This window comes from Brevundimonas sp. D3-1P (assembly GCF_055809335.1).
The window spans coordinates 2909227-2930352 of record NZ_CM147908.1; the positions used below are offsets into that span (position 1 = coordinate 2909227).

20 protein-coding genes and 1 tRNA gene are annotated in these 21126 nt (G+C 67.7%); 13 read left to right on the forward strand and 8 right to left on the reverse strand.

From position 1 onward, the window contains the following. Positions 1 to 2: 2 nt before the first annotated feature. Positions 3 to 1157: a patatin-like phospholipase family protein gene (locus tag AC0L6G_RS14720; RefSeq protein ID WP_200216360.1), complete on the reverse strand. Its 1155-nt coding sequence runs from the start codon at positions 1155 to 1157 to the stop codon at positions 3 to 5. A gap of 93 nt (positions 1158 to 1250) precedes the next feature. Between AC0L6G_RS14720 and AC0L6G_RS14725 the strand changes: the two genes are divergently transcribed. The 6 genes from AC0L6G_RS14725 to AC0L6G_RS14750 all read left to right on the forward strand — a co-directional run bounded on the left by AC0L6G_RS14725 (position 1251) and on the right by AC0L6G_RS14750 (position 5624). Further along, entirely contained in the window at positions 1251 to 2198 is a 948-nt protein-coding gene (locus tag AC0L6G_RS14725) for a helix-turn-helix transcriptional regulator (RefSeq protein WP_473252534.1), read from the forward strand. A gap of 133 nt (positions 2199 to 2331) precedes the next feature. Next, positions 2332 to 2937 (forward strand): hypothetical protein, encoded by a 606-nt coding sequence (locus AC0L6G_RS14730; protein ID WP_155965882.1) that lies wholly within the window; start codon positions 2332 to 2334, stop codon positions 2935 to 2937. Next, positions 2921 to 3271: a hypothetical protein gene (locus AC0L6G_RS14735; protein WP_200216358.1), complete on the forward strand. Its 351-nt coding sequence runs from the start codon at positions 2921 to 2923 to the stop codon at positions 3269 to 3271. Before AC0L6G_RS14730 ends, AC0L6G_RS14735 begins: the two co-directional genes overlap by 17 nt. 81 nt (positions 3272 to 3352) lie before the next feature. Next, the gene (locus tag AC0L6G_RS14740; RefSeq protein WP_234287969.1) at positions 3353 to 3604 is read left to right on the forward strand and encodes a DUF3489 domain-containing protein; all 252 of its coding nucleotides are present in this window, start codon (positions 3353 to 3355) and stop codon (positions 3602 to 3604) included. Continuing rightward, positions 3604 to 4017: a DUF2924 domain-containing protein gene (locus AC0L6G_RS14745; protein ID WP_017504358.1), complete on the forward strand. Its 414-nt coding sequence runs from the start codon at positions 3604 to 3606 to the stop codon at positions 4015 to 4017. Before AC0L6G_RS14740 ends, AC0L6G_RS14745 begins: the two co-directional genes overlap by 1 nt. Beyond that, positions 4014 to 5624: a recombinase family protein gene (locus AC0L6G_RS14750; RefSeq protein WP_017504359.1), complete on the forward strand. Its 1611-nt coding sequence runs from the start codon at positions 4014 to 4016 to the stop codon at positions 5622 to 5624. The genes AC0L6G_RS14745 and AC0L6G_RS14750 overlap by 4 nt, the downstream gene beginning before the upstream one ends. A gap of 269 nt (positions 5625 to 5893) precedes the next feature. Here the strand turns inward: AC0L6G_RS14750 and AC0L6G_RS14755 are convergent. After that, a tRNA-Ala gene (locus tag AC0L6G_RS14755) sits at positions 5894 to 5969 on the reverse strand. A 220-nt stretch (positions 5970 to 6189) separates the two neighbouring features. Then, positions 6190 to 6654 carry a TIGR02300 family protein gene (locus AC0L6G_RS14760; RefSeq protein ID WP_473252535.1) on the reverse strand — a complete coding sequence of 155 codons (465 nt, stop codon included), beginning with the start codon at positions 6652 to 6654 and terminating at the stop codon, positions 6190 to 6192. 125 nt (positions 6655 to 6779) lie between these two features. Here AC0L6G_RS14760 and aroA point away from each other — a divergent pair, with 125 nt between their 5' ends. The 5 genes from aroA to mscL all read left to right on the forward strand — a co-directional run bounded on the left by aroA (position 6780) and on the right by mscL (position 11560). Further along, positions 6780 to 8087, forward strand: coding sequence for a 3-phosphoshikimate 1-carboxyvinyltransferase (gene aroA, locus AC0L6G_RS14765; RefSeq protein WP_473252536.1), 1308 nt, complete (start codon positions 6780 to 6782; stop codon positions 8085 to 8087). Further along, positions 8084 to 8728, forward strand: a complete 645-nt coding sequence (gene cmk, locus AC0L6G_RS14770) for a (d)CMP kinase (RefSeq protein ID WP_291539925.1) — start codon at positions 8084 to 8086, stop codon at positions 8726 to 8728. Before aroA ends, cmk begins: the two co-directional genes overlap by 4 nt. Before the next feature lie 162 nt (positions 8729 to 8890). Further along, positions 8891 to 10594, forward strand: a complete 1704-nt coding sequence (rpsA, locus tag AC0L6G_RS14775) for a 30S ribosomal protein S1 (RefSeq protein WP_314187360.1) — start codon at positions 8891 to 8893, stop codon at positions 10592 to 10594. A gap of 220 nt (positions 10595 to 10814) precedes the next feature. Next, positions 10815 to 11105, forward strand: coding sequence for an integration host factor subunit beta (locus tag AC0L6G_RS14780; protein ID WP_291540503.1), 291 nt, complete (start codon positions 10815 to 10817; stop codon positions 11103 to 11105). Positions 11106 to 11137: 32 nt separating this feature from the next. Next, positions 11138 to 11560: a large-conductance mechanosensitive channel protein MscL gene (gene mscL / locus AC0L6G_RS14785; protein ID WP_473252537.1), complete on the forward strand. Its 423-nt coding sequence runs from the start codon at positions 11138 to 11140 to the stop codon at positions 11558 to 11560. Here mscL and AC0L6G_RS14790 read toward each other — a convergent pair whose 3' ends face one another. Then, entirely contained in the window at positions 11561 to 12712 is a 1152-nt protein-coding gene (locus tag AC0L6G_RS14790; RefSeq protein WP_473252538.1) for an N-acetyltransferase, read from the reverse strand. It lies immediately after the preceding gene. 283 nt (positions 12713 to 12995) lie between these two features. Between AC0L6G_RS14790 and AC0L6G_RS14795 the strand changes: the two genes are divergently transcribed. Continuing rightward, complete coding sequence (locus AC0L6G_RS14795; RefSeq protein ID WP_293828439.1) at positions 12996 to 14927, forward strand: peptide MFS transporter; 1932 nt, start codon at positions 12996 to 12998, stop codon at positions 14925 to 14927. A 75-nt stretch (positions 14928 to 15002) separates the two neighbouring features. Here AC0L6G_RS14795 and AC0L6G_RS14800 read toward each other — a convergent pair whose 3' ends face one another. After that, complete coding sequence (locus AC0L6G_RS14800) at positions 15003 to 17075, reverse strand: TonB-dependent receptor plug domain-containing protein (RefSeq protein WP_293828438.1); 2073 nt, start codon at positions 17073 to 17075, stop codon at positions 15003 to 15005. A gap of 179 nt (positions 17076 to 17254) precedes the next feature. Between AC0L6G_RS14800 and AC0L6G_RS14805 the strand changes: the two genes are divergently transcribed. Further along, on the forward strand, positions 17255 to 18166 hold the full coding sequence (locus AC0L6G_RS14805; protein WP_473252539.1) for a TraB/GumN family protein: 912 nt from the start codon (positions 17255 to 17257) through the stop codon (positions 18164 to 18166). A gap of 18 nt (positions 18167 to 18184) precedes the next feature. Here AC0L6G_RS14805 and AC0L6G_RS14810 read toward each other — a convergent pair whose 3' ends face one another. From AC0L6G_RS14810 to AC0L6G_RS14820, 3 genes are all read right to left on the reverse strand, one after another. Then, positions 18185 to 18478, reverse strand: coding sequence for a hypothetical protein (locus tag AC0L6G_RS14810; RefSeq protein WP_293828434.1), 294 nt, complete (start codon positions 18476 to 18478; stop codon positions 18185 to 18187). Between the two features lie 61 nt (positions 18479 to 18539). Continuing rightward, complete coding sequence (gene tldD, locus AC0L6G_RS14815; RefSeq protein WP_473252540.1) at positions 18540 to 19970, reverse strand: metalloprotease TldD; 1431 nt, start codon at positions 19968 to 19970, stop codon at positions 18540 to 18542. Between the two features lie 58 nt (positions 19971 to 20028). Beyond that, positions 20029 to 21087 carry a hypothetical protein gene (locus AC0L6G_RS14820; protein ID WP_473252541.1) on the reverse strand — a complete coding sequence of 353 codons (1059 nt, stop codon included), beginning with the start codon at positions 21085 to 21087 and terminating at the stop codon, positions 20029 to 20031. Between the last annotated feature and the right edge of the window lie 39 nt (positions 21088 to 21126).

The window sequence follows — 21126 nt, forward strand, 5'->3', positions numbered from 1 at the left end:
ACCTATCCTTTCTGGTTGTCGGTGGCGGAGCGGGTCCAGACCGCGCCGGTCGCCGGCATCGCCGGCAGGTCATGCATGAGGCGGCAGATCATGCGGCCGTCCTCGCTGTTGGGATCGTCGCAGGCGCTCTTGGTCAGGTCGGCGTCGGTGTGGGCCTGACCGACAAGACGATCCATCGCCTCGGGACGGGTGTCGTCGAGCGCGAGATACGGCATCATGCTCGCGGGGACGGGCTTGTTGGGAAACCGCACCCGGCGGATCGAGCGTCCGCAGTTGCTGATGGCGTTGGTCAGAAGCCGCGCCATATGGTCGAAGGCGAACTCCTGCGCCGCGATACTGAGCGGCGCGACGTCGGCGCCAAGAGACCAGTCGAGCATGGACCGATGCGCGCTCTCGGCGTCGAGATGCTCGCCTTCCGGCCGAGGACAGGTGCCGAGCGAATAGATCTCGATCGGGCGGTCCGGCGGCGCAACCGTCAGCGCATCGACGAGCCCCACCATGATCGGATTGTTGGCCCACAGGCCACCATCGGCGAAGACCTGCTTGGGTCCGTCAGGCGCGTTCGGGTCAGTGATGGCGGCCAGGGAACGGTAGATGGGCGCCGCGCTGGTCGCCATGCAGACGTCCACCAGCGCATAGCGATCATCACGCACCCCGCTCTTCGGCGTCTTCTTGAACACCCAGGCCCGGTGCTCGCTCATCAGCACAGTCGGGACGGCGAGGGAAATCCCGCGCCCCTCGAAGACGTCCAGCATCGTCACATCGTCGAGGACGCCGTGCAGAGCCTCGCGCAGCGCCTTATCACCCTCGCGCACGAAGCGGCCGCCCTGACTGGCGCGGTAGATCGCACTGCGTTTGCCCGCGATGCGGTGCGGGAAGATCTTGGGGCCGTGTTCGCGGTAGAGCGTCACCACCTCGGTCATCGGCCGACCGACCGCGAGCGCGCAACCGACGATCGCGCCGGTGCTGGTTCCGGTGATCAGATCGAACCCCCGGCCGAGATCGAGGGCCTTCTCACCCCTGATTCTGGCGAACTGGTCGGTGAGACGCGCGAGAAAGGCGGCGGTGTAGATGCCCCGCATCCCGCCGCCATCTAGGCTCAGTACCCGGTAGGGTTGGCCAAGTCTCTGTTGTTGTTCGCTGTTTTCAATCATCATCAATCCGCGCCGCTGTGACGAAGTTGCTACCGCCGCCGTCCATCCATAAGATGTGGGAATGGTACCCTCATGCGTCAAGTAACTGGATGTGAGATGGGCAGAAAAATCGAGTTTGTAGGAGAGTTCTTTGTGGACAATGACGGCGAGCGGCTGCGATGGGGCGTGCGTCGGAGGCTCGAGTTCATCGATTTTCGGCTGTTTTGGGACGGTCGGTTCAACCGGAGCGACCTGTCCGCCACCTTCGGCATTTCGCCTCAGCAGGCCTCAGGCGATATCGCTCAATATGAGAAGATCGCGCCGGCCAATCTGCACTATGATCGCGGCGAGAAGGCTTACACGCGCACCAAGGCCTTCGCGCCAGCCTTCATCGGCGACACCATCGAGCGCTATCTGCTGCAGCTGGTGGCGATTGAAAATCGCTGGGTGCGTCCGGACGACACCTGGTTCGACACCATACCCCCGGTGGAGGTCGTCACCTTGGGACGCCGCCCGACGGACCCGGCGGTGCTCTTGCGCGTGCTCGACGCGATCCGCAAGCGACAGGAAATCGATATCGCCTACGCCTCCCTGACCGGCTCAGTGCAACCCTCGAGGACCATCGCTCCCCATGCGCTCGCCCACAGCGCTGGGCGCTGGTACATCCGGTCCTGGTCGAAGGATCACAATGATTTCCGGGACTACAATCTCAATCGGATCCAAACCGTCAGCGATCAGCGGCCTGCGATGATCGACCCGACCCTAGATTTCGAGTGGGCGCATCAAATCAACCTCGACATCAGGCCCAACCCAGACCTGTCACCGGAGCGCCAAGCGGCTGTGGCGTCGGAGCACGGCATGACGGACGGTCGGCTGTTGCGGCCTTGTCGATTGAGCCTCAGCTTTTATTTGATGAGCGAGTATAATCTCGACGTCGAGCCAGGCGTTCTCAAACCTGAAAAACAACAAATCGTGTTGTTGAATCGAGACGAGGTAACTCAAGCGCGGGCCTCGGCGCGTCAAATGTCGATCGAAGCGCTGGCTCGCGCGGCCCAGGTGAACTGACCGCTATGGCAGAACGACGAACGCCTGATCGCCAACTACCAGTCACTCGCCCGTCATGGCGATAGCGGCCACCCTATTGTTCGGGAGCCTCGCGCGTGCCGATCACGCGGGGGGCTCCGACACCGACCTGTTGATGATCAATCTCGAAGACGAGACCCGCCATGTGTCAGCCGGGCATCTCTCGCTCTTCATCTATCCGTGGCGCCAGTTGGAAAACGACGCCCGTACGGGCGATCTTTTTGTCTGCCACCTCGTTCACGAAGCCAAGCCGCTCGTCGATCCAGACGGGTATCTTCTGCAGCTCCAGCAGGCGTTTAGTTTTCGCGCGAGTTACCAAGACGATATCCAACGGGCGGCGGATCTCGGCTGGTATTTGGTGCATTTCGGGGATGATCTGAATTCAGCCCTACTTGCCAAGAGAGTGTTGTGGTGCGTTCGGACGATCCTGATTGCGCGAAGCGCGGAACGGCGAGCGCCGGTTTTTGCGCCGAATCGACTTGCGGAAGAAACAGGGTCAGAAGCGGCGCGTGAGATATTGCTGCGTCGTCATGACCAGCGCGACGGCACAAGCATTCGGCGGCTGCTTCGGTCCTTTCTGAAGGCGGAGGCGCCACCGCCGGACGACTCGGTTGATCAGAGTCGCGCGAGGTTCTTCGAACGATTTGTGGCGACATCGAACAAGGTCGCGCTGCAGACCCTGCGTCAGGAGGAAGAGCGCCGGGGTGATTACACCGGTTAATGGGCAACAGCGCGGTCTGAAGGTCCGGTTCGCATCGCGACACCAATTTCCGATGGTGGCGCCAACCCGTCTTTCCCTGCGGCTCGCCCTCGACTTCCTGACCGAAGGAAGCCGTGTGGAGGCCATGACCAAGAGTGAAGACGAGAACCCCCGATCCCGGCATTTGGAAGACCTCATGCTGTCGGCGATCTGGACGCGGCTGGAGCAGGCGGGGGACCTGGCCACGGCCTCCGACGTGATGGACGCCCTGCCAGATGTGGCGGCGCTCGCGGATGAGACGGCCATATTAGCCCGTGCCCTGGAACTCCTCCGGCGGACAGAATCCGAAGGCTGAGATTTCTCATTCTTCCATTGGACTTGGCGGCGGAAGGAAGCGTTGGTCGCTCCACCGCAACGGTGCGGATGGAGAGAAATGATGAACGAGAACAATGTGAAACCCGCTGGCGAAGCTGCATTGAAGCCCGCGCGCGTCAGCAAGATCAGCCAGGTGGTCGCGCTTCTGCGCCGCCCCGAAGGCGCGACGGCGGCTCAGATCATGGCGGCGACCGGCTGGCAGGCCCACAGCGTGCGCGGCGCCATCGCCGGGCAGATTCGCAAGAAGTTGGGCCTGACGGTCGCGACCGAGAAGGTCGAGGGCCTGACCGTCTATCGCATCAGGGCCGCCTGATGACGGAAGACACAGTGACCCTGGAAGGCTTGCGGGCGGAGTGGCGGGAGAAGTTCATGACCGCCCCACCCAAGCTCCGATCCCGCGATCTGATGGCGCGGGAAATCGCCTATCGCGAACAGGTCGCCCGCGAGGGTGGCCTGTCCCGGACGATGGAACAGCGCCTGGCCAAGCTGGCCGAGCGGTTCGCCGAGGACGAGGCTTACCAGCCGTCCCAAGCTCCGAGGATCAAACCCGGCAGCTGCTTCGTGAAGGACTGGCGAGGCGAACGCCATGAGGTCTGGGTGAAGGAGGAAGGCTTCAACTACCGGGGTCGGGATTTCGCCTCCCTCAGTCAGGTCGCCTTCGCCATCACCGGCACCAAGTGGAACGGACCGGCCTTCTTCGGTCAGAGGAAAGCGGGGCGGCCATGAAAGCCCTCCGCTGCGCCATCTACACCCGTAAATCCACCGAGGAGGGGCTGGAACAGGGCTTCAACAGCCTGCACGCCCAGCGGGAGGCCTGCGAGGCCTATGTCCTGTCCCAGGCCGGCGAGGGCTGGCAGGCCCTACCCAGGGAATATGACGATGGCGGCTATTCCGGCGGCAGCATGGAGCGGCCGGGGCTGAAGCAACTCATGGCCGACATCGCCAAGGGCGAGATCGACATCGTGGTGGTCTACAAGGTGGACCGCCTGACCCGGTCGCTGCCGGACTTCGCCAAGATGGTGGAGGCCTTCGACACCAGGGGCGTCAGCTTCGTCTCGGTGACCCAAGCCTTCAACACCACCAACAGCATGGGGCGCCTGACGCTGAACGTGCTGCTGTCCTTCGCCCAGTTCGAACGGGAGGTCACGGCGGAGCGTATCCGGGACAAGATCGCGGCGTCCAAGGCCAAGGGCATGTGGATGGGCGGGCCGCCGCCGCTGGGATACGATGGCGTGGACCACAGGCTGATCCCGAACGCCGATGAGGCGCCCACGGTCAGGATGATCTTCGAGAGATACCTCGAACTGCGCTCGGTCCTGGAACTGCAGGCCGAACTGAAGCGACAGGGCGTTCGATCCAAGCTCCGGACGACCAAGGCCGGCAAGGTTCGGGGCGGGGCGGTGATCAGTCCCGGCGCCTTGCGGCTGATCCTGATGAACCCCGTCTACAAGGGCGCGCTCAGGCACAAGGAGAAGCTGGTCGAGGGGGCGCACGAGGCGATCGTGCCTCCCGAGACCTGGGAGGCTGTGAACGCGGCTTTGACGCGGCGCAGCCAATCACTCGCCGAGGATCGCGCCCGGGGAACCAGCGGCCTACTCTGCGGCATCCTGAAGGATGACCGGGGTCATACGATGCGGCCGGTCCACACCAAGGGCAAGGCTGGCCAGCGTTACCGGTTTTACTCCTCGGTCGCCCTGGAAAATGGAAGGAAGGACGAGGTCGGCAGCGTCGGTCGAATCGCCGCCGGGGTGATCGAGGCCTTTGTCGCCAACGGGATCCTACCGGCGCTCGATCCAGCCTGGAGGCTGGACGCCGATCCCGACCAGCGACTGAGGAGCGCCGTAACCAGGGTCACCCTCGGCGAGACGCAGGTTCGTATCCTGACGGCCAAGGGGTCGATTCCCAGAGACCGGATGATCCAGGGCGCTGAACGACAGGAGCGAGCCGATGGCGAGACGGAATGGATCCTGCCCGTGCGGCTGAAGCATCGGCACAACGCCGTACTGATCGAGGCGGAAGGACAATCCCCAACGGCGGCCAATCGGATCGATCGCGCCCTGGTCAGGGCCGTCGCCATGGCCAGGCGATGGACGGCCGACCTCAGGACCGGTCGTCATGGATCGACCGCCCAACTGGCCAAGGCCGAGAATCTCTGTGTTCGTTATCTCGGCCAGATCCTGCCCCTGGCCTACATGGCGCCGGACCTGGTGGAGCAGATCGTCGCGGGGCGTCAGCCCCAGGCCCTGTCACTCGGCGCCTTGATCGCCCGCCCCTTCCCGATGGACTGGAACGAGCAGCGCAGGCTGTTCATGGCCATCGGCGCGGTCGGCTAGACCCGACCCTTCCTCACGATCGGAGACTTAAATCCCGCCGCCGGTCCTCCGGCGGCGGCCCGGTTCGGGCTAACCTTTCTCCGCGAACACCGGCGGCCAAACCCGGAAGTGGAAATGTGGGCCTGGAGAATGGGGCGGGGAACAGCCGACCAAACCGCGCGGGAATCCTCTCCACGGCGGGATTGGCGTCCGGGTTAACCGTCTAACTGTCTGAAAAGAGTGGCCAGTCTCCCCCTTCCCCGGCTGGCCGGTGAAAGGGGGAGACTGATTGGTGGAGCTTAGCGGAGTCGAACCGCTGACCTCTTGCATGCCATGCAAGCGCTCTACCAACTGAGCTAAAGCCCCGGACCTGTCGGTCTGGTCCGCCCGGTTCATCTTGCGATGGCCCCCGGCGAGGCGGCGGAAACTATGTCAGGGCTTTTCTGCGATCAAGCCCGTTTCGAGATTTATTTTCACCGCGTTCCCAACAGTGAAAATACGCAGGTTTTTCAAACCCGAACGGCTGAAATGACGGCCGTCCCGCCGCGCCTCTCCTATCGGGAAACGCGGCGGGCGCAACGGGAAATCAGTCGTCGTCGCGCGACGGCTTGGCGATCTCGTCGTCGATGGAGTCGTCGTCCTCGTCCTCGATGAAGGGCACGGAATCGTCATCGTCGTCGGCCAGCAGATCGTCGTCGTCGCCGTCCGTCGATCCCATGCCCGGCTCTTCCGAGGCGTCGGCGGGGGAATCGTCGTCGTCGTCGGGGGTCAGGATCGGCTCGTGGCCTTCCTCGTCGATCTCGGGGGTGGAGGCTTCGCCATCCTCCTCCTCGTCGTCGGCGTCCGCCGACTTGGCCTTGACCTGATCTTCCGTGTCCTCGTCGTCGGCCGGATAGCCGGGACGCGCGCGACGGCTGCGCAGCTTCAGCGCTTCTTCGGGATCGAAGTCCGCGCCGCATTTGGGGCAATGGGCCGGGCGGCGGTTCAGGTCGTAGAATTTCGCCTGGCAGTTGGGGCAGACCTGCTTGGCGCCCAGTTCGGGATTGGCCACGGTTGGATGCTTTCAACGGGTTGAATTCGGGGCGGTCCCTTGCCACCCCTTAGGGCCGCTGTCAAAAGCGATCTTTCGCGCCGCCCGCGCGGCCCTTTCGCCAATGCAGCCTGAAGCGGGTGAATATGCCTTCCCAACTGACCGCAAGCCGTTCCTCCGCCCTGGCGGGACAGGTCCGCGCGCCCGGCGACAAGTCGATGTCGCACCGGGCGATGATCCTGGGCGGAATGGCCTCGGGGACCACCGAGGTCGAGGGTCTGCTGGAGGGCGACGACGTCCTGGCCACCGCCCGGGCGGTCGAGGCGTTCGGCGCCAAGGTCCAGCGCACCGGGGAGGGGACATGGCGGATCGAGGGGGCGGGCGGGTTCACGACCCCTCAGGCCGTGATCGACTGCGGCAACGCCGGCACCGGCGTGCGGCTGCTGATGGGAGCGGCGGCCGGCTATCCTCTGACGGCGACCTTCGACGGCGACGCCTCGCTGAGAAAGCGGCCGATGAAGCGGGTGACGGGGCCCCTGGCCGAAATGGGCGCGCGGTTCGGCTGGCCGACGGCCGAGGACCGGCTGCCGGTCGCCCTGACCGGCGGGGGGCTGAGGGCTATCGACTATGTGCAGACGGTCGCCTCGGCCCAGGTCAAGTCGGCCATCCTGCTGGCGGGCTTGAACGCGGAAGGCGCGACCACGGTGGTCGAGCCGGAAAAGAGCCGAGATCACACCGAAAGGATGCTGCGCGCCTTCGGCGCCGAGGTGCGGGTGCAGGACCGGGGCGAGGGCTGGACGGTCACGCTCGAGGGCGGGCAGGCCCTGACGGGGACGGTCGTCGCCGTGCCCGGCGATCCGTCGTCCGCCGCCTTTCCGCTGGCGGCGGCGCTGATCACGCCGGGTTCGGCGGTGACGGTCGAGGGGGTGATGCTGAACCCCTTGCGCACCGGCCTGTTCGACACCTGGATCGAGATGGGCGCCGATCTGACGATCACGAACCGGCGTCAGGCCGGGGGCGAGGACGTGGGCGACATCACCGCCCGCCATTCCGCCCTGAGGGGCGTGGTGGCGCCCGAGGCGCGGGCGGCCTCCATGATCGACGAATATCCGATCCTGGCGGCGACGGCGGCCTTTGCGGACGGCGCGACCGTCATGCGCGGCGTGGGCGAGATGCGGGTCAAGGAAAGCGATCGGATCGCCCTGATGGTCGCAGGGCTTCGCGCCTGCGGCGTCCAGGTCGAGGAGGAGCCGGAGGGCTTCGTCGTGACGGGCGGCCCGGTGAGGGGCGGCGCGACCGTCCACACCGCCCACGACCACCGGATCGCCATGAGCCATCTGGTTCTGGGCCTGGCCGCCGAACAGCCGGTGTCGGTCGACGAGCCGGGCATGATCGCCACCAGCTTTCCCGGCTTCGTGGAGATGATGAACGGCCTGGGCGGACGGATCGCATGAGCTTGATCATCGCCGTCGACGGCCCGGCCGCCTCGGGCAAGGGCACCATCGCCGCGCGGCTGGCCCGGACCTATGGCCTGCCGCATCTGGACACGGGGCTGCTGTACCGGGCCGTGGGCGCGCGGCTGCTGGCGCAGGGCCGGTCGCTGGACGACGAGGCGGCGGCGACCGAGGCGGCGCGCGGGCTGGATGCGTCGGGCCTGTCCGACGACCCCGGCCTGACCACGGGCGAGGCGGGCGAGGCGGCCAGCCGCGTCGCCGGGCATCCCGGCGTCCGCGCGGCCCTGCTGGACTTGCAGCAAAGGTTCGCGGCCCAGGCGGGAGGCGCGGTGCTGGACGGGCGCGACATCGGCACGGTGATCGCGCCGGACGCCCAGGCCAAGCTGTTCGTCACCGCCGCCCCGGACGTGCGCGCCGCGCGGCGCTGGAAACAGTTGACCGCGCGCGGGATCGGCATATCGTTCGAGGACATGCTGGCCGATATCAAGCGGCGCGACGACCGCGACGCCGGGCGCGGGGCCGCGCCGATGGCCCAGGCCGAAGACGCGGTCTTGCTGGATACGACCGACATGGGTATAGAGGCCGCCTTCGATGCGGCCCGCCGTATCGTCGAGGCGGCGCGCGCGAAACACGGTCTTTGAGGCCGCCATCGCAAATCCAACGCGCCGACCCTCGGCTTCCGCGGGCGTCCTGGTCGTTCTGAACGCCCTCGCATCCTGATGACCTGCCTATCCCTTGGTTTCACCCCGCGCGAGGACCGTCCGGTCACGCGCCATAGCCCCTACAGGAAGCTTCACCGCTCCATGACTGACACCCTCACCCCCACCCGCGACGATTTCGCCGCCCTGCTCGACGAACAGCTCCAGGGCCGCGACTTCGGCGAAGGCCAGGTCGTCCACGGCCGCGTCGTCGGCATCGAAAAAGACATCGTCATCATCGACGTCGGTCTGAAGACCGAAGGCCGCATCGCCATGCGCGAATTCGGCCAGGGCGAAGACGGCAAGCTGCCCAAGGTCGGCGACAACGTCGAGGTCTACCTGGAGCGCGTCGAGAACGCCCTGGGCGAAGCCGTCATCAGCCGCGACAAGGCCCGTCGCGAAGAAGCCTGGACCCGTCTGGAAGTGGTGTTCGCCGAAGGCCAGCCGGTCAACGGCGCCATCGTCGGCCGCGTCAAGGGCGGCTTCACCGTCGATCTGGGCGGCGCCTCGGCCTTCCTGCCCGGCTCGCAGGTCGACATCCGCCCGGTGCGCGACGTCGGCCCGCTGATGGGCAAGGAACAGCCCTTCGCCATCCTGAAGATGGACCGTCCGCGCGGCAACATCGTCGTCTCGCGCCGCGCCATCCTGGAAGAAGCCCGCGCCGAACAGCGCACCGAGCTGGTCGGCCAGCTGCAAGAGGGCGAAGTCCGCGAAGGCGTGGTCAAGAACATCACCGACTACGGCGCGTTCGTCGACCTGGGCGGCATCGACGGCCTGCTGCACGTCACCGACATGTCGTGGAAGCGCGTCTCGCACCCGTCGCAAGTCCTCGCCGTCGGCGACACCGTCAAGGTCCAGATCGTCAAGATCAACCCGGACACCCAGCGCATCTCGCTGGGCATGAAGCAACTGCAGTCGGACCCCTGGGACGGCGTGGAAGCCAAATATCCGGTCGGCGCCAAATACACGGGCCGCATCACCAACATCACCGACTACGGCGCCTTCGTGGAGCTGGAAGCCGGGGTCGAGGGCCTGGTGCACGTCTCGGAAATGTCCTGGACCAAGAAGAACGTCCACCCCGGCAAGATCGTCTCGACCTCGCAGGAAGTCGACGTCGTGGTTCTGGATGTCGACGCCTCCAAGCGCCGCATCTCGCTGGGCCTGAAGCAGGCCCAGGACAATCCGTGGGACGCCTTCGTCGCCAACCACCCCATCGGTTCGACGGTCGAGGGCGAGGTCAAGAACGCCACCGAATTCGGCCTGTTCATCGGCCTGGACAACGACATCGACGGCATGGTCCACCTGTCCGACCTGGACTGGTCGGTGTCGGGCGAGGAAGCCATCCAGCGCTACCGCAAGGGCGAGATGGTCAAGGCCAAGGTCCTGGACGTCGACGTCGAGAAGGAGCGCGTCTCGCTGGGCATCAAGCAGCTGGGCGGCGATCCGATCGGCGAGGGCGACACCTATCGTCGCGGCCAGCAGATCACCGTCACCGTGACGGCGATCGAGTCGGGCGGCATCGAGGTCAAGTTCGGCGAGGACGACGCGCCGGTCACGGCCTTCGTTCGCAAGTCGGACCTGTCGCGCGACCGCAACGAGCAACGTCCGGAACGCTTCGCCGTCGGCGACCGCGTCGACGCCATGATCACCGCCGTCGACAAGGCCTCTCGCCGCATTTCGGTGTCGATCAAGGCGCTGGAGATGAAGGACGAACAGGAAGCCATCGAGCAGTTCGGATCGTCCGATTCGGGCGCTTCGCTGGGCGACATCCTGGGCGCCGCGCTGAAGAACGCGGGCTCCAAGGACTAATCCCGGCCTCACGGCCAGGGACGAAGGGCGGCGGGCGCGATCCCGCCGCCCTTTTTTCTGTCCGATACGGCCCTGTGTCCGCTGTCGGACGTATTTCCGGCGTCCGCGCCGTCTCCCTGGCGGATAAGGGCTTTTTAGAACGCCGGTCGGAGGTTAGGGTGCCGCATCTGGACCGAGGCGGGCGAGGCGGCCCGTCTTCACGACCTGACCGGGGACGCCGATGATCAAGTCCGAGCTGATCGAAAAGCTGGCGATGGAGAACACCCACCTGACCCATGCGGAGGTGGAGCGGCTGGTCAACGCCATCCTGAACACCATGACCACGGCCTTGTCCGACGGGGGGCGGGTCGAACTGCGCGGCTTCGGCGCCCTGTCGGTGCGGGCGCGCCCGGCGCGGGCGGGCCGCAATCCCCGCACGGGCGAGGCGGTCGAGGTGCCGGCCAAGGCGGTGCCCTTCTTCAAGAGCGGCAAGGAGCTGCGCGAGCGCCTGAACGCTTCGGGCGACGCCTGACCCCGCCCAACCCCCGAGAGCGAGACGAATCCATGAGCCTGATCTCTGAATTCCGCGAGTTCGCGGTCAAGGGCAATGTCGTCGACCTGGCGGTCGGCGTGATCATCGGCGCCGCGTTCAACGGCATCGTCAAAAGCCTGGTCGATCAGGTGGTGATGCCGCCCATCGGGCTGTTGACCGGCGGGATCGACTTCTCGAAGCTGGAGTGGGTGCTGCGGGCCGAGAACCCGGCGACCGAGGCGGTCGAGAAGGTCTCCATCCAGTACGGCGCCTTCCTGAACACCGTGATCCAGTTCCTGATCGTGGCCTGGGTGGTGTTTCTAGTGGTCAAGGGCATCAACGTCCTGCGTCGTCAGGAAGCGGCGAAGCCCGATCCGACGCCCGCCGCCCCGACGGCGACCGAGGCCCTGCTGGCCGAGATTCGCGACGAACTGAAGGCTCGGCCGAACGGCTGATCAGGCCTTGGCCGCCCGCCCGCGCGACGCGGGCCGGACGGCGGCGACGCGGCGACGCGCGTGGGGCGCGGGCGGATTGCGCGCGCAGAGGCCGTAGTCGCCGTCGAAGGGCGTCGGCGCCCAGGCGGCCGCCAGCGCCGGATCGTCGACGATGGCGTGACAGTGCCCCCAGCCGCCCTCGCGTCGCGCCGTCCCCGCCAGATCGCCGAGCGCCGCCAGCAGTCGCGGCGTGGTCATCTGCAGCCGCACCTTGGCCGCGCCCAGGCTGCGCGCGTTGTCGATCAGGGCGCGCGTCAGAAGGGGCAGGGCGTCCTGCGCGGTCTCCAGCGCGACCAGATCGACGATGTCCAGGCAGGGCGGCTCGATCAGGCTGGTCTTGGTCATCTGCCCCATGGCCACGCCGACGACGTCGCCGCCGCGCACGCAGGCCAGCAGCAGGGGCGCCAGGGTCAGGTCCGGATCCGACAGCCGCCATCGCAGGCTGGCCGGACTGCGATCCGCCAGCAGCCGGTCCTCCTGGCGAAGGCGCGTCCAGAAGGCGGCGTAGGGCGAGGCGTCCGACAGGTCGCGCAGGATGGCGACGCCGTCCGGCAGCGCCAGTTCGGCGCGGCCGAACACCCTGGGGTTCATCAGCCGTTCGCCCAGCCGCGCCGCCGTCTCGGCCGAGGTGCGGCCCAGCAGCATCCGCAACGCCCGCCCCTGGGCGCAGGCCAGACGGTCGGCGGTCCAGGACAGCTTCAACGCATGGGTCTGCTCCGGCCACGGCTTCAGACCGAACAGGCCGTAAAGCGGCGCCGATCGCGCATTGGCGTTGAACGTATAGCGGGCGAACAGTCCGGGCTGTTTCAGGAAGGCGCGGATCAGGGGGCGGCTGGCGCCCTTGAGGCGGGGCGGCACGATGATCGAGAAGCCGGTCGCGCCATGCAGGACGCGCGGGCCGTGGCGGAACCGCTGGACGAAGTTGCCCAGCATGGCGGCCGGCCGGTCGTCGGCGTCGGGGATGACCCAGCCGGCGGGCGCCCCGATGTCCGCGCGTCCCGGATGGCTTTCCAGCCAGCGCCAGCCCGCGGCCGATCGCTCGGGCCACCCCACCTCGCGGTGAAGCCGGTTCAGGTCGTCGTGATCGGATCGGATGATCGGCCGAACAGCCATCGGACGGTCCTTCCCATAATGAAACCGGCGCCGTGTTCGCCCAAGACGATTGCACGACAGGCGCCAGGGATGATCATCATAGGTTGCATGTCCCGGCGGACGCTCGCGGCACGCTGTCCCACGACGGCCTTAACACTTGTTCGGATTTCCCGGCCGTGCTGCTTATGCGCCTTTCGTGCGTCGGAGAGGGCGCAGCAGTTGGGAGCGAGCCGTTGATCAGGACGGACATGGGGGCCGCGCGACTTGCGCGCCGGGTTGACGGGCTTGGACGCGGGGTGACGGGATGAATATCGTCGTCGCCCTCGGGCTGATCATAACCTTCGCGACCGGCGTGCCGGTCATGATGCAGATCTTCAAGAACCACCCGCGCGGACTGATCATCCTGTTCTTCGCCGAGATGTGGGAGCGGTTCTCCTACTACGGCATGCGCGGCATCCTGATCTTCTTCCTGACGCAGCACTTCCTGTTCGACGACGCGACGGCGGGATCGACCTACGGCTCCTACACCTCGCTGGTCTATCTGTTGCCGCTGCTGGGCGGCATCATGGCCGACCGCTTCATCGGCACGCGCAAGGCCGTGGCCTTCGGCGCCCTGTTGCTGGTCGCCGGTCACGGCATGATGGCCTTCGAGGGGCGTCCGGCGACGGAAACCCTGACCTATGCCGGCCAGACCTATCAGATCGACGCCGAAGGGCGCGGCGCGGCCCGCGATGTCGCCATCGTCGTCGACGGCCAGAAATACAAGTTCGAACCCGCCGAGAACGGCCTGGCCATCCAGGGCCTGCCCGCGACCTCGACCCTGCCGGCCGTCATCCCGACCGCCGACTACAGGATCGAGACGACCCGCGACATGGCGGGGGTGAACGTCTTCTACCTGGCGGTGTCGCTGATCATCATGGGGGTGGGCTTCCTGAAGCCCAACATCTCCACCATCGTCGGCCAACTGTATCCGCAGGGCGATCCGCGACGCGATTCCGGCTTCACCCTGTATTACTACGGCATCAACCTGGGCGCCTTCTGGGCCGCCGTCCTTTGCGGCCTGCTGGGCCAGACCGTCGGCTGGTGGGCGGGCTTCGGCCTGGCCGGGGTCGGCATGGCGCTGGGCTGGGTCGTCTTCGTGCTGGGCAAGCCCCTGCTGCAGGGCAAGGGCGAACCGCCGGTCGGCGCCGATCTGAAGAAGCCCGTGCTGGGGCCGATCAACCGCGAATGGTCGATCTATCTGGCCAGCATCCTGGGCGTCGGCGTGGTCTGGTTCATGGTTCAGCGCAACGCCCTGGTCGGCTGGGTGCTGGGCGCCGCCACCGTCGCCTCGCTGTTGTTCATCCTCTACGTCATCGTCAAGGTCTGCGAGAGCAAGGCCCAGCGCGAACGGATGATGCTGGCCCTGGTGCTGATCTTCGGCTCGGTGGTCTTCTTCACCCTGTTCGAACAGGCCGGCACCTCGCTGAACCTGTTCGCCGACCGCAACGTGGACCTGTCCATCACGCCGCACGCCTTCCAGTTCCTGGGCATGACGGTGGGCACGCCCGCGCAGTTGGCCGCGGCGGGCCTGACGCCCAGCGGTCTGTGGATCGACGCGACCATCACGGCCGCCCAGACCCAGTCGTTCAACGCGGGCTTCATCCTGATCTTCGCGCCGATCATGGCGGCGCTATGGGCCTTCCTGGCCAAGCGCAAACTGGACCCCAATCCGACGATGAAGTTCGGCCTTGGCCTGCTGCAGGTGGGCCTGGGCTTCATGGTGGTGGTGTGGGGCGCCGGCATGGCCGACTCTGCCTTCCAGATGCCGCTGCTGCTGCTGGGCCTGCTCTATCTGTTCCACACGACGGGCGAGCTGTTCCTGTCGCCGGTGGGCCTGTCGGAGATCACCAAACTGTCGATGGCCAAGGTGGTCAGCTTCATGATGGCGGTCTGGTTCCTGGCCAGCTCCATCGCCCAATACGTCGGCGGCTGGATCGCCGGCCTGGCGGGAACCGAGACCGTGGGCGGCCAGGTGCTGAACCCCGGCCTGGCGCTGCGCACCTCGCTCGAGGTGTTCAATATGCTGGGCCTGTGGGGCATGGGCATCGGCGTCGCCTTCATCGTCGTCAGCTTCTTCATCAAGGGCTGGTCGCATGGGGCCAACAACGGCGACGACCATCCCGGTCCGGCGCTGACCGATCGCGGCCAGGAGGACGGCAACGTCGCCGCGCCCCGGACCTCCACCGCCGGCTGATCCCGAACGGATCGAGCAGAAGAAAGGGCGGCGTCCGCGCGGACGCCGCCCTTTTTCTCGGCTCCGAAGCGTCGGTCAGAAGGTCTTGCGCACCCGGATCGAGGCGAAGGTGCGCGGGTCGATGGTGCTGTCCTCGGTGAAGGCGACCGCGCGGCTCTGGCGGTCGGCGAAGACCGTGCGGGTCTGGGTGAAGTCGTCCCACAGGTTCAGCTGGCCGCGGATCGACAGGGTCGGGGTCGGCTTGTACTCGGCGAAAAGTTCGAAATAGTCGGAGCCGCGCCATTTCGAGACCTGGTCCGGCGAATAGCTGGGCTGGCCCAGGTAGGGCAGCCAGTTGACGCCCCATTGCAGCTTCCAGCTGGCGATGTCCTGTTCTAGGCCGATGTTGGCCTGGGTGGGGCGCACGCCGGAGATGCCGCGTTCCTCGCCCGTCGTGGGATCGGTGACGGCGGTCTTGTTCCAGTCGTTCTTGAAGGTGAAGCGGCCCCCCGACATGCCCAACTTGTCCAGCGGCAAGGTGATGTTGAGCGACAGCTGGTCCAGCGCGCCGTCGCCGATGTTGCCGACGGCGGACAGGCCGCCGGTCAAGGGGATGCGGTCGATCGCGTCGACGATCTCGTCATGGCGATAGCCGACGGAGACGACGCCCTCGCCCCAGAAGCGGCGCTCGTAGATCAGTTCCGAAATCCAGCGCTGCTCGGGCACCAGATCGACGTTGCCGCCATAGACGTTCTCGGATTCCAGATCGGCCGAGGCGGCGAAGTCCGAGAAATCGAGCTGGCCCAGTTCGCGCTCGAAGCGCAGGCGCAGCTGGTTGTTGGGCATCGGCGTCCAGGTGGCCAGGAAACGCGGCTTGGCGAAGAAGAAGCTCTTTTCCTGATCGGCGTCGCCGGACTGGCTGATGGTGGAGGCTTCCAGCCGCAGGCCGGCCTCCAGCGTCAAATCGGGGTGCAGCCGCCAGGTCGCCTTGGAAAAGGCCTCTCCGCGCGTCTCTTCCACCTTGACCGAGGCGCTGGGCAGGGAAATGGCCACGCCGCCCTCGGTATAGGCCTGGTCGGTCTGGCGCATGTTGTAGGCGATCTCGCCGCCGGTCTCGATGGTCAGCTTGGGCGACCGCTCGTGGCGGATCAGGGCGCGCAGGATGGTCTCGGAGCTCTTGCCCGAATAGTCGAAGATCTGTTCCGGGGCCTGCACGCCGTTGTCGACGACATTGTAGGTCGAGGCGCCGTCCCAACTGCCGAACTCGTGCATCAGCCGGGTTTCCAGCTTGAAGCGTGCGTTCAAAGGCCGCTCCCAGGTGACGCCGAACTCGCCGCCGTCGCTGTCTTCGGCGTCCGCGCTTTGCCGCAGGGCGGTCGCGGACCGGTTGATGTCATAGCCCTGCCAGTCGTTGACGCCGTAGCGCGCGGTCAGGTCGATCTTGCCGCCCGCGAGCGGGCCGGCATAGGTGCCGCGGATCGAATCGCCCCCGCCATAGCCGTCGGTGTCGGTCTGTTCGTCGCGCAGCACCGCGCCGGCGGCGTTGCGGCGGACGATGTGACCCGGCCCGTTGGAATCGCTCATGCTGATCCCGTCGGACAGGGTGACGCCCCAGCTGCGCTCGCCGTTGCGCGCGGTGAACTGATAGCTGCCGCCGTGCAGGTCGCGGCCGCCGCCCTCGAACTGGGTGGTGTTCCAGGTCAGGATCGACTGATGGGTGCTTTCCTTTTTCAGGATCACGTTCACCACCACGGAAAAGCCCTGCATGTCGATGCCCGGCGCGCCGCCCCGGATCAGTTCGATCCGCTCGACCTGGCGGGCCAAGGTGCGGTTCAGGACGCTGGAGCCGGCGTCGTTCTTGGAGGCGGGGCGGGCGTTGTTGATCAGGACGTTGCCGACCGCGCCTTCGAAGCCGCGCGCGCCCGAGCCGTCGTCGATGGAGAAGCCGGGCACCCGATTGACCATGTCCAGAGCCGTGTTCGGGCGCTGGGCGGCGAAGAAGTCGGGCGTGAAGACCAGCACGCCCCGCTGGGTCGCGTCGGCCAGGGGCGCCTGGCTGGTCGGGCCGGTCGGCACGGGGGCCTCGGCGACCTGGGGGCCGTCGCCGGCGAAGGCGGGGACGGCGGTCAGGAGCAGGGCGGTGCTGGCCAGCAGCAGGGTTCTTGTCATTGGTCTTCCCCTCGGTGTGTTGGCGAGAGGTGTGCCGATCCGCCTGCGTCATCTCCAGTTACAAGGCGGCAAGGTGGATTAAATCGGCGACATCATTACAGGGATTTCATTACATTCATGACAGTAGAGGCGTGTATAACGCTGTAATGAACGCGCGCTCTTCTTTCTTGATCTTGTCGTTGGTTGCGGCTCTGGTCCTGCCGGGCGTGGCGGCGGCGGCGCAGGAGCCGGCGGCTTCGGACGCGGTCGAGGACATCGTCGTCACCGCCCGCCGCATCGAGGGGCCGATGTGGGAGGTGCGGCGCGGCGACAGCGTGCTGATCCTGGTCGGGGCGATCGAAGGCCTGCCGCGCGACATGGAATGGCGCACCGACGCCCTGGTCTCGGCGGTGGAACGGGCGGACCGGGTGTTGTTCCCCGTGCAGGGCCAGGCGTCGCTGGCGGATGTCGGCCGCCTGATCTGGCGCATTCGCACCCTGACGCGCCAGCCGGACGGCCGGACCAGCGCCGATTATCTGCCGCCGGAACTGGAGGCGCGGGTCGAGCGGATCACCGGCGAGGGTCCCAGCCGCAAAAGTTTCCTGATGCTGTCGGCGGAGTTGATGGAGCATGGCGGCTACGCCCGCCGGACGCGGCCCGTCTCCGAAATCGTGCGGCGCGCCGTCCGCGCCAACAAGAAGGCGGCCGAGCCGGTCGGGGTCTATCGCGGCGACGAGATGATCGACAGGGTGCTGACGACCCCGCCTCAGGCCTATCTCGACTGTATCGAGGCCGCCACGACCGCAGCCGAGGCGGGGCCGGAAGACGGCGCCCGGCGGGCCGAGAACTGGCGGTTGAGGCGCATTCCGGCGGTGCTGGCTTCGCCGCTGGAGCAGGCGGTCGGCGCCTGTTCCTACTGGTCGGTGATGGGCCAGGGCGAACGGCTGCGCGGCATCTGGAACCAGGCGGCCGACCAGGCCCTGTCCGAGACGGGCGTCACCGTGGCCATCGCGCCGCTTAGGCTGCTGGCCGAACCGGACGGGGTGCTGGACCGACTGGCGGCCCAAGGGCTGGAGCCGCTGGGCCCCGATTGGCGCGCGCCCCCGCCCTGATCGTATCGCGGCTCGGCGTTACGGGGCCGAGGGGCGTTCCGGCACGGCGTCGCGCGCCGCCTTGCCGATATTGTCCGCAGCATTGCCGACGCTTTCGGCCGCGCCCGCGACGGCGTTGGATTCGACCGCGTCGTTGCGGTTCATGTTCATCAGGAAATAGCCGATCACCACCACGGCCAAAAGGCCGATGATCAGCGCGACGACGGCGCCGGCGCCGCCGCCGCGACGCTCGACCACGGTCGGGGCGGCGCCGGTTTCGGTGATGCGTTCGACCCGGCCATCGGGGTGTTCGACAGTGCGTTCGGTGGGCATTGCGGCTTCCTCTCCGTTGTGGCGGAGAAACACCCGGTCGTGCGATCCGGTTCCGAGCGGGTCAGACCGCCGTGCCGCCCACCGTCAGGCCGCCGATCTTGAGGCTGGGCTGGCCGATGCCCACGGGCACGCCCTGGCCGGCCTTGCCGCAGACGCCGACGCCGGGATCGAAGGCGAAGTCGTCGCCGATCATCTGGATCTTCGTCAGGGCCGTGGCGCCGTCCCCGATCAGGGTCGCGCCCCGCACCGGGGCGGTGATGACGCCGTCCTCGATCAGATAGGCTTCGTTGCACTGGAACACGAACTTGCCGTTCGTGATGTCCACCTGGCCGCCCGAGAAGTTGGCGGCGTAGAGGCCGCGCTTCGTATTGGCGATCATGTCGGCCTTGGAGTCCCGGCCGCCCTCCATGAAGGTGTTGGTCATGCGCGGCATGGGCATGTGGGCGAAGGACTGGCGGCGGCCGTTGCCGGTGGCGGCGACGCCCAACTGGCGCGCCGACAGACGGTCGTGCATCAGTCCGACCATTATCCCGTCCTCGATCAGGACGGTGCGCTGGGTCGGGGTGCCCTCGTCGTCGACCGACAGGGAGCCGCGACGCCCGGCGATGGAGCCGTCGTCGACAACCGTCACGCCGGGGGCGGCGACGCGCTGGCCCATCATGCCGTTGAAGACGGAACTGCCCTTCCTGTGGAAGTCGCCCTCGAAGCCGTGGCCGATGGCCTCGTGCAGCAGGACGCCTGGCCAGCCGGCGCCCAGGACCACGTCCATCTCGCCCGCCGGGCAGTCGACGGCGTCCAGATTGACCAGGGCCTGGCGCAGGGCCTCGTCCACCTGGGCCTGCCAGCGTTCGGGGGCGATCCAGGCCTCGAATCCGGCCCGGCCGCCGGCGCCGGACGAGGCGCTTTCGCGCTTTCCGTTCTGCTCGACCGTAACCGAGACGTTCAGCCGGACCAGGGGGCGGACATCGCGCACCGCCCGCGCGTCGGCGCGCAGGATCTCGATGGCCCGGCGTTCCCCGATCAGGGAGGCGGACACCTGGACCACGCGCGGATCGCGCGCGCGCGCCCAGGCGTCGATCTCGGCCAGCAGGGCGATCTTGTCGGAGAAGGCGGGCGAGGCGAGGGGATCGACCTCGCCATACAGTTTCTGATTGGTGGCGCGCGGGCCGTCGGCGACCATGGCGGCGTGGCCCTGTTTCGCAAGGGCGGCGCTGTCGGCGGCGCGGCGCAGGGCGGCGGCGGAAATCTCGTTGGCGTGGGCGTATCCGGCCGTCTCGCCCGCCACGACCCTAAGGCCGAAGCCTTCTGTGGCGTCATAGGCGGCGGACTTCAGCCGCCCGTCGTCGAAGACCAGGCTTTCGCTCTCGGACCGCTCCAGAAACAGTTCGCCGTCGTCGGCCCCGGCCAGGGCGGTCTTCAGGATCGACAGGGCTTCGTCGGCATCTACGCCGGCGGCGTCGAGGATGGGCGGCGGGGCGGCGTGAACGGTCATGGACGCTAGGTAGGGGCTCCGGGCCGTTTCGTCACCTCTGGCGGCGCGAAAGTCGCGATCAATCCAGCGGTTGCGGCCGCGTCACGACCGGGGCGTCGGGATCGCTGCTTGTGGGGCGGGCGGCGGTCGGGGCGGGCGTCGGCGTCGTCGGCACGATCACCGTCGGCGGGGGGGCGGCGGTCGGAGCGGGCGTCGGCGCAGGCTGGGCCGCAGCCGCCGACGGTTGCCGCGCAACGGTCGCCGGACGAGTCTGAGCGGCCGGCGGGGGCGCTGTCGGTGCCGCGCGCAGGGTCGGAGCGGTCTGTGTCAGGGCTGGGGCCGCTGCGGGCGCTGGGGCGGGCGCCGGGGTGGCGGACGTCGGCGTTTCGGCCTGAACCCCGGCGGCGCCCGTGGGGACCGTCTCGGCCGGAGGCGTGGTCAGCGGCGCTTCGTCAAGCGCGGCGGCCGTCTCGGCCGATGCGGTCGGCTGGGCGGGGCGCAGGGCGAACCAGACGCCCCCGCCGATCGCCAGCAGGGCGGCGACGCCCGCGCCGACGTAGAGCGGCAGGCGCGAAGGCCTGGCCGGCGCATGGGCGAAACCGGGCGTCGCTTGAGGAGGCGCCCCGACGACAGGTCGCGGGGCGACAGGCGGGGCGACGACGGGTTTGCCCGCGACCGGCGCGGCGTCGGCGGGCTTCGGCGTAGGGGCGGGCGCGGCCTGCGGCGTCGGCAACGGGCGCACGGTCAGATCTGTGTCAGGCGACGGGGCGGCTTGCGGCGCGGGCCGGGGCGTCGTCGAGGGCTGGGCCGGGCGCGCGGTCGGGATCAGCGAGCCGCCCAGTATGCTTCCGGTCTGCGGACGCGGCGGCCTGGGCCCCGCGGGCGCAGGCGGCGTCGACGCGGGCCGGGCAGGCGTGGGCGCGACGCCCGAGGCCAGGCTCTGATCGCGGATGTCGCGCGGCTGTCGGGCCGACGCCGCCTTGGGCGGCGGATTGGGGATGCGATCCAGCGGATTGGCCGCGACCGGCACCGGCCCGACGTGGAAGGTGGTCGCGGGCATGCGTCCCCATTGCACCGGCTTCCGGGCGAAGGGCTCGGGGCGGGCGGGTTCGGGCGGGGTCTTCTGGTCGTCGGACATGGTCCCTCAATCGCTGGCGATCTGGCCCGTTTCGTGACG

Coding starts and splice junctions, on each gene's coding strand:
- AC0L6G_RS14750 (WP_017504359.1), top strand. CDS start 4,014: ATGAAAGCCCTCCGCTGCGCCATCTACACCCGTAAATCCACCGAGGAG.
- AC0L6G_RS14795 (WP_293828439.1), top strand. CDS start 12,996: ATGAATATCGTCGTCGCCCTCGGGCTGATCATAACCTTCGCGACCGGC.
- AC0L6G_RS14820 (WP_473252541.1), bottom strand. CDS start 21,087: ATGTCCGACGACCAGAAGACCCCGCCCGAACCCGCCCGCCCCGAGCCC.
- tldD (WP_473252540.1), bottom strand. CDS start 19,970: ATGACCGTTCACGCCGCCCCGCCGCCCATCCTCGACGCCGCCGGCGTA.
- aroA (WP_473252536.1), top strand. CDS start 6,780: ATGCCTTCCCAACTGACCGCAAGCCGTTCCTCCGCCCTGGCGGGACAG.
- AC0L6G_RS14745 (WP_017504358.1), top strand. CDS start 3,604: ATGACGGAAGACACAGTGACCCTGGAAGGCTTGCGGGCGGAGTGGCGG.
- AC0L6G_RS14725 (WP_473252534.1), top strand. CDS start 1,251: ATGGGCAGAAAAATCGAGTTTGTAGGAGAGTTCTTTGTGGACAATGAC.
- AC0L6G_RS14810 (WP_293828434.1), bottom strand. CDS start 18,478: ATGCCCACCGAACGCACTGTCGAACACCCCGATGGCCGGGTCGAACGC.
- AC0L6G_RS14740 (WP_234287969.1), top strand. CDS start 3,353: ATGAACGAGAACAATGTGAAACCCGCTGGCGAAGCTGCATTGAAGCCC.
- AC0L6G_RS14720 (WP_200216360.1), bottom strand. CDS start 1,157: ATGATGATTGAAAACAGCGAACAACAACAGAGACTTGGCCAACCCTAC.
- AC0L6G_RS14790 (WP_473252538.1), bottom strand. CDS start 12,712: ATGGCTGTTCGGCCGATCATCCGATCCGATCACGACGACCTGAACCGG.
- rpsA (WP_314187360.1), top strand. CDS start 8,891: ATGACTGACACCCTCACCCCCACCCGCGACGATTTCGCCGCCCTGCTC.
- cmk (WP_291539925.1), top strand. CDS start 8,084: ATGAGCTTGATCATCGCCGTCGACGGCCCGGCCGCCTCGGGCAAGGGC.
- AC0L6G_RS14780 (WP_291540503.1), top strand. CDS start 10,815: ATGATCAAGTCCGAGCTGATCGAAAAGCTGGCGATGGAGAACACCCAC.
- AC0L6G_RS14730 (WP_155965882.1), top strand. CDS start 2,332: ATGATCAATCTCGAAGACGAGACCCGCCATGTGTCAGCCGGGCATCTC.
- AC0L6G_RS14800 (WP_293828438.1), bottom strand. CDS start 17,075: ATGACAAGAACCCTGCTGCTGGCCAGCACCGCCCTGCTCCTGACCGCC.
- mscL (WP_473252537.1), top strand. CDS start 11,138: ATGAGCCTGATCTCTGAATTCCGCGAGTTCGCGGTCAAGGGCAATGTC.